Genomic DNA, 6559 nt, shown 5'->3' with positions numbered 1-6559 from the left:
GCGCAAGCCTCCGGGTGGCGGGCGATGCGGGCACCGGCTGCTTCCCGGGCGTCTCGGGGGGCGACTGGGCGGGCGGGGAAGGCGCTCCGCCTTTGTCTTTGGTCTCCGCCGCCGGTTTTTCGTCGGTTTCCAGTGCTGCGGCTGCGGCCTCGCCCGTGTCGAAGTTCAGGAGCACGTCGCCGACGTTGACTACGTCCCCGGGCTTGACGAGGATCTCCGTGACGGTTCCGGTGATGGGGGAGGGGATCTCCACGGCGGCTTTGTCGGTTTCGATCTCGAGGATGATCTCCCCTTCCCGGACGCTGTCTCCCACGGAGACCGTCACGGCCGTTACTTCCCCTTCATGAATGCCCTCTCCCAGGTCGGGGAGCTTGAACGCTTGGATCATGATTTCCCTCCAAATCAGGTTTGACGGTTCCGTAAAAAGGCCGATATCTGCGTTACGCCTATCCCTCGTCACTGCGGCGTACTTTGAATACGCCTCATTTCTCGGGATCCGCAAGCCTTGATCGCGACCTTTTTACGAAACCGTCTCAAAATCGACTTTTTACAAAACCATCAGGTGTCCAGGAGTTTTTCCGCCTCGTGGGCAATGCGCTCGACGCTCGGAATATAGTGCTTCTCTCGGCTGAACATGGGAATGACCACGTCGTAGCCGGTGACCCGTCCGACCGGCACCTCCAGGTGGTAGAAGGCTTTTTCCACCAGGCGGGCAACGATCTCGGCCCCGGGGCCGAAGCTCATGGGCGCCTCGTGGACGATCATGGCATGCCCGGTCTTTTTCACGGATGCAACGAAGAGGGTGTCGTCCAGGGGCGAGATGGTCAGGAGGTCGATGACCTCGGCGGAGACGCCCCGCTTCTGCTCCAGCCGCTCCGCCGCTTCCAGGGCGGGGCGCAGCATGGCCCCGTAGGCGATGAGGGTCAGGTCGTTCCCCTCCCGGGCGATCCGGGAGACGCCCAGGGGGAGGGTTTCTTCTTCCTCCGGCACCTCCTCCCGAAACGCCCGGTAGAGCGCCTTGGCCTCGTAGAAGATGACCGGATCCGGGTCCCGGATGGCGCTCACCAGCAATGCTCTGGCGTTCCGGGGGCCGGAGGGGATCACCATCTTGAGCCCCGGGATGTGAGCCCAGAAGGCTTCCCGGCTCTCGGAGTGGTGCTCCAGTGCCCGGACGCCGCCGCCGTATGGCGCCCGGAGCACCATGGGGACGTGGAACCGCCCCTGGGACCGCCATCGGAGGCGGGAGGCGTGGTTTTCGATCTGGTGAAAATTCTGGTAGGCGAACCCGGAAAACTGGATCTCGCACACCGGCTTGAGCCCGTAGACCGCCATGCCGATGGACATCCCGACGATGCCGGTCTCGGCCAGGGGCGTATCCACCACGCGCATCTCTCCGAACCGTTCATGCAGGCCTTCGGTGACCCGGAAGACCCCGCCGTCCACGCCCACGTCCTCGCCCAGGACGATCACCCCGTCATCCCTTTCCATTTCCTGGCGCAGGGCCAGGTTGAGGGCCTGCACCATCGTCATTTTCGCCATATCAGACCTCCTCCGCGGATTCGTCCAGCCACCGCGCCGCTGCGTCGCGCTGGATGCGCAGGTGGGGGGGCATGGCCTCGTAAACATGTTCGAACATATGCAGGGGATCCGGCGTTCCGTCCATCCGCCGCTCGGCCTCGTCCACCGCGGCCTGGATCCGTTCCTTGACCGATTGTTCGACGGCGGCGATGCCGTCGTCCGTGAGCAGGTTTTTCGCCTTGAGGTAGGTTTGAAAGCGCGGGATGGGGTCCTTCTTCCGCCACGACGCCACCTCTTCGTCCGTGCGGTACCGCTTGGGATCGTCCGCGGTGGTATGCATCATGAGGCGGTAGGTGACGCACTCGATGAGGGTGGGGCCGTCGCCGGCCCGGGCCCGCGCCGCCGCCTCGCTTGCGGCGGCATAGACGGCCAGGATGTCGTTTCCGTCGACCTGGATGCCTTCGATGCCGTAGGCCAGGGCCTTCTGGGCGATGGTCTTGGAGAGGGTCTGCCGGGATCTCGGGATGGAGATGGCCCACTGGTTGTTCTGGCAGACAAAGATGACCGGGGCCTGAAAGACCCCGGCGAAGTTGAAGGCCTCGTGGACGTCTCCTTCGGAGGTGGCGCCGTCGCCGAAGAAGGTCATGGCCACGTGCTTTTCTTTCCGGTATTTCATGGCCCAGGCGATGCCCACGGCGTGGAGGGTCTGGGACCCTACGGGGACCGAGTTGGGCAGGTCGTTCCGGCCCTCCTCCACCTGCCAGCCCTCGTTGTATCCGTTGAAGGCCATAAGAACGCTCTCCATGGACCTCCCCCGCCACAGCTCCGCGGCCGTCTCCCGGAAGGAGGGCACCATCCAGTCGGAGGGCTCCAGGACGGCCGCGGCCCCGAGATGGGCGGCCTCCTGGCCGGTGATGGGGGGAAAGGTGCCGATACGGCCCTGCCGCTGGAGGTTCAGCATCCGGCCGTCGAATTCCCGGCCCAGGACCATGGCGTCGTAAAGCCGCATCATAAGGTCGTCCGGGAGATGGGGGTCCAGGGCCGCGTCGACCTTTCCGTCCTGGTCGAGGATGGAAAGGTAATCAATCCGTCCGGGGATGTCTATGGGGGTTCTGGGCATGTCGGGTCTCCTTCATGGATGCTTGAGCACGGGCAAAGGGGTTTCGCCTGCGCGAAGGAAGGATCTGGTGTCGGTCCGATCCGCCGCCGTGTCTCGGGGCGGAAACGGTCAATCGGCGGGCGGAGCGGCGCATTCCGTCGGTGATCCACACCTGCGGCGGGGCCTCTCATGGCCGATCGAGAAGCCGGAATGTCTCATATTCCGTAAAATTCATCTTAAAATATGAGACTGCCTCGGTGGAACGTCAAGAAAAAATGAGATTTTGGGGAGAAAATGCGCCAACCAGGGGGGCTCCGCTCCATGCACACCCCATCTGGACAGTCGCCCTTTGATGAATTCACGGGGCATTTTTGCAGGCGCGTTCTCTGGGGCGTTGATCGCCGCCGCGTTTTTCGGTATGGTGCCTTTCGTGCGATGCTTCGAGTCATCCCCGGCAACAGCGCCCGCTGGGATATCCCCGAACACTGACACGGCCCGAGACCCGAGGAGGCGATGATTGCTGATCCATATTCAACACGCGATTCAGAATGAGCTGGCCCCCGACCGCCTCCTGTTCCGCTTCGAGGCGGCGGCCGCCCATGACCGGCTTGGGACCTTCGGGCGATGGATCCGCCGGGCCGGGGCCGAGGACGCCCCCGTCGAAACGGTGGAGATCCTGCGCGGGGATCGCCTCTTCTTTCAACTGCCCCCGGCGGCCGGGGCATTCTCCTTTCAGATGCCTTCCGCCTCGAGGGCCGAATGCCACATCATGGTCAGCCCCCTCAACTCCCTGGATCGGCGGGGGCAGACATCCCTGAGGATGACGCCCCGGTTTTCCGATGACGGCACCCACATCGTCTACACGGAACTCTGGGTCGACAGGCTCCGCCTGCTCTATGTTTCACCCGAGAGCCTCATCAGCCGGACATTTCGTGAGGACTTGAGCCGGATCATCAAAGGGTCGCCCCCGGGGGGCCTCATCATCGACGAGGCCCACGCCATATCGGAATGGGGCGGAAGCTTCCGCTCCGCATACCAGCGAATCCCAAGGATGATCGAGGATCTGAGGCGCGGAAACCCCCGCCTTGCCGTGCTGGCGGTGACGGCGGCTTCCGGGAAATGGATCGGCCGGGATGTCCGGGCGATGCTCGACCTGGAGGATCGGAGCCCGCCCCTCCGGCGAAATGTTTACCGGGAGCGTGTCAGCCACCAGGCGGCGGTGGTCCGTAGCCCCGAGGAAAAGGAGGCGGCCTATGAACAGCTTCTGTGGCGGGATATCCCGGCGCTTCTGGCCCGGGAGGGAGTCGTGGACCCTGCCGCCGAGGCCTTTCCCCAATACCGGGATCCCTACGCCCCATGCCTTGAGCTGGCCCCGGCCGGCCGCGCTGCGCCCGCCGATGTTGCCGTGGCCCAGCGCCGCTTCGGGGATTCGGGAAGCCGCCACATCCTGATCCATACCGGCATGGGGGATCGGGTGACCGACTGGCTTTACAAAACCGGAGACGCCGGGCGCGGTCGTCGCCGTCTGCACTGCATCCGGCTGGCGGACCTGCCTTCCGACGACTGCGAGGCGGACCTCGACGCGCGGCAAACCCGGATTCCCCGATGCAGCGGGCAGGTCTGCGCCTTCGGGCGGGGGGCCCTCTGCGACTACGGCAAGCAGCACCACCTCATCCAGCGGTCCCACCCGGCCATCCGGGAGGCCTTTTCGGACATCCTGCGGACCCTGGACGGCCTGCTGACAATCAGCGCATCCGGAGATCCGCCGGCCAGGATTCCCTTGCCCGACGGCGACGGCGGCCGAACCGAGACGGCCCTCCACCGGCTCTCCCTGCTCGGGGTGATCGATATCTTTTTCGTGGACTACCGGGAATCCCCCCCGGCATTCAAGATCTACGGGTTCAAGCCGGAGATCGCCGGGACGGCCCTGGCCCTCCGGCTGCTGCGGTTCCTGAAAAAGCATGACGTCTCCCATGCCGGCCCCCCGACTGCGGGTGCCCCCGAACCACCGTCGGATACGCCGGAAAGCCGGGTCTATCCCTCCTTCGAGATCATGGGGGAGGGGTTCGAAGCGGCTGCCTGGCTGAGGGAGGCCCATGCCGATGCCCCCTTTGCCGCATATGAGCGGCACCCCGGCCTATTTCACCGGGTCGCGGCATACCTTTCCCCGACGCTTCACTATGTATCCGAAAACCTGAAAAGGATGCGGTACCGCAGGCTCTGGAACCTGAAAAGCTTCATGAGGGCGCGCCTGTGCCGCCAAGCGGCCCTGATCCGGAGCGTCCACGCCGTGGATGCGGAGTGGCGGTGCGATGCCTGCGACCGGTGCCGTCCGGATCCGGCAGGCGACCTCATGGGATCTTCTCCGGCCGGGGCGCCGCGGCCGCCGGAAGCGCTGGAGGGGTTTCTGCGGGATTGGCTCGAGGCCGACGGCGTCCGGTTTGACGAGGAGGCCGGGGCGATCCTTTTCGACCGGTTTGCGGACCGGGCCGCGGACCTGACGGCGCGTGCCGAGCGCCTCCTGGAGGAGGATCCCCGCAATCTCAAGGCGCTTCATCTGCTCGTGCGGTTTTCCGGGGGGCGGGATCGGCAGCGCCACGAACGGGACCTCCGGGAAGCCTGCGACCAGCAGCGGAGCCTGGCGCGGGTGCTCCGCCTCTGCGATGTCGACCCCGACGGCGAGGCCATGCTGAAGGCCCTGGCAGACCTTTCGGGGGACGGGTCCGGGGGCGGCACCGCGCCGCTGGGGATGGGCCCCGATGCTCTGACGGTGCCGAGCACGAATCCCCGCCAAACCTGATGTGCCCGTTTCGCGGGGAGTTCGAGAGCCAGGCCTGCAAATCCCCGGGAACGCGGCGCACTCCTGGTACGCCGCAGTGGCGGGGGATGCGCGTAACGCAGATATCGGATTTTTACGGAACCGTCATGACGTCAGTCTGGCGAGAAAGCCCTTGACCTTGTCCAGGAGGGGCTTCCGGATCTTGACCTTGAGGTAAAGATCGCCCGGAGGGCTTCCGGCAAAGGAAGGCCGCCCCATGCCGGCGAGCCGGATCCGTTGCCCCTCCCGGGTTCCCGGCGGGATCTTGACCACCAGCTTCTTGTTCTGCGCCTTGATGTGATAGGCGAACGGACCGCCGTCCCGGGCCGTTTCAGGCGAGAGGAGGATCGTCTCCTCCGCATCCGGCCCCCGGGCGCCCCCTGTTCCGGGCCGCATTTTTTTTTCGAGGAGCTGCCGGGCGATCTGATCGATGACCCCCATGGTGCGGCTGTGGGGGACGCGGCCCGCCCGGGGGCCTCCGGGGCCGCCGAAAAAGAAGAAGCCGCCCCCGCGGATGCCGGAGCCCTTGAACTGAAAGGTCTGGTAGCCCTGCCCGTAGAAGTCCTTGAAGATGGCGTCAACCCCCCGGAGGCCGAAGGACCGGGCCATCTCTTCGAAAATCTGGTTGATGTCCGATCCCTTGAAGATGTCCTGGTCGGAGTAGTTCTGCCGGAAGTGCTGGTGGGCGCCGGACCCGAACCTGCGCCGCAGATCGTCGTAGGCGCCCTTTTTGGAGGGGTCCGAGAGGACGGCGTAGGCTTCGTTGATCCGCTTCATCCTTTCGGAGGAATCCGGGTTGTCCTTGTTTCGATCGGGATGGTATTGGAAGGCCAGTTTTCGATATCCCTCTTTGATCTCCCTGGCGGCTGCGTCGGGTCCGACGCCCAGAACCTGATAATAATCCTCTTGAGTCATGAATCCCTCACCTTTCCGTTGACCCTCCGCGATCGGGGCTGTTGTTGAGTGGCGGTGTTCCAGCGCCATAGTAATCATCCGGGCCCCATAAATCAACGCGGGGAGCGCGCCGGACTTTTCCCGGGGCGGCAGCCCGAAAAAGCGAATTGACCGGAAGGCTGATTTATTGTATTTATCTCATTAGATCCTCGGCACCAACGCCCGCATTT

5 protein-coding genes are annotated in these 6559 nt (G+C 64.8%); 1 reads left to right on the top strand and 4 read right to left on the bottom strand.

The genetic code is table 11. The features are described from left to right. The 3 genes from ACEW8N_RS12905 to pdhA all read right to left on the bottom strand — a co-directional run. Positions 1–388: biotin/lipoyl-containing protein (locus tag ACEW8N_RS12905; RefSeq protein ID WP_373500241.1), on the bottom strand; the 388-nt coding region annotated here is incomplete at its 3' end. Positions 389–558: 170 nt separating this feature from the next. Continuing rightward, on the bottom strand, positions 559–1539 hold the full coding sequence (locus tag ACEW8N_RS12900; RefSeq protein WP_373500240.1) for an alpha-ketoacid dehydrogenase subunit beta: 981 nt from the start codon (positions 1537–1539) through the stop codon (positions 559–561). 1 nt (position 1540) lies between these two features. Then, the gene (gene pdhA, locus ACEW8N_RS12895) at positions 1541–2638 is read right to left on the bottom strand and encodes a pyruvate dehydrogenase (acetyl-transferring) E1 component subunit alpha (protein ID WP_373500239.1); all 1098 of its coding nucleotides are present in this window, start codon (positions 2636–2638) and stop codon (positions 1541–1543) included. Between the two features lie 496 nt (positions 2639–3134). Here pdhA and ACEW8N_RS12890 point away from each other — a divergent pair, with 496 nt between their 5' ends. After that, positions 3135–5417: a hypothetical protein gene (locus ACEW8N_RS12890; protein ID WP_373500238.1), complete on the top strand. Its 2283-nt coding sequence runs from the start codon at positions 3135–3137 to the stop codon at positions 5415–5417. A 123-nt stretch (positions 5418–5540) separates the two neighbouring features. Here ACEW8N_RS12890 and ACEW8N_RS12885 read toward each other — a convergent pair whose 3' ends face one another. Beyond that, positions 5541–6350: a DnaJ domain-containing protein gene (locus ACEW8N_RS12885; protein WP_373500237.1), complete on the bottom strand. Its 810-nt coding sequence runs from the start codon at positions 6348–6350 to the stop codon at positions 5541–5543. Between the last annotated feature and the right edge of the window lie 209 nt (positions 6351–6559).

The sequence above is a fragment of the Desulfococcus sp. genome, from assembly GCF_041737845.1.
Lineage (GTDB): Bacteria > Desulfobacterota > Desulfobacteria > Desulfobacterales > Desulfococcaceae > Desulfococcus.
The sequence above is the reverse complement of the archived record's forward strand: the minus strand, read 5'-3'. Positions and strand labels throughout refer to the sequence as shown.

What these genes read in the sequence shown, in the direction of transcription:
- ACEW8N_RS12900 (WP_373500240.1), bottom strand. Translation starts at nt 1,539, where the DNA reads ATGGCGAAAATGACGATGGTGCAGGCCCTCAACCTGGCCCTGCGCCAG.
- pdhA (WP_373500239.1), bottom strand. Translation starts at nt 2,638, where the DNA reads ATGCCCAGAACCCCCATAGACATCCCCGGACGGATTGATTACCTTTCC.
- ACEW8N_RS12885 (WP_373500237.1), bottom strand. Translation starts at nt 6,350, where the DNA reads ATGACTCAAGAGGATTATTATCAGGTTCTGGGCGTCGGACCCGACGCA.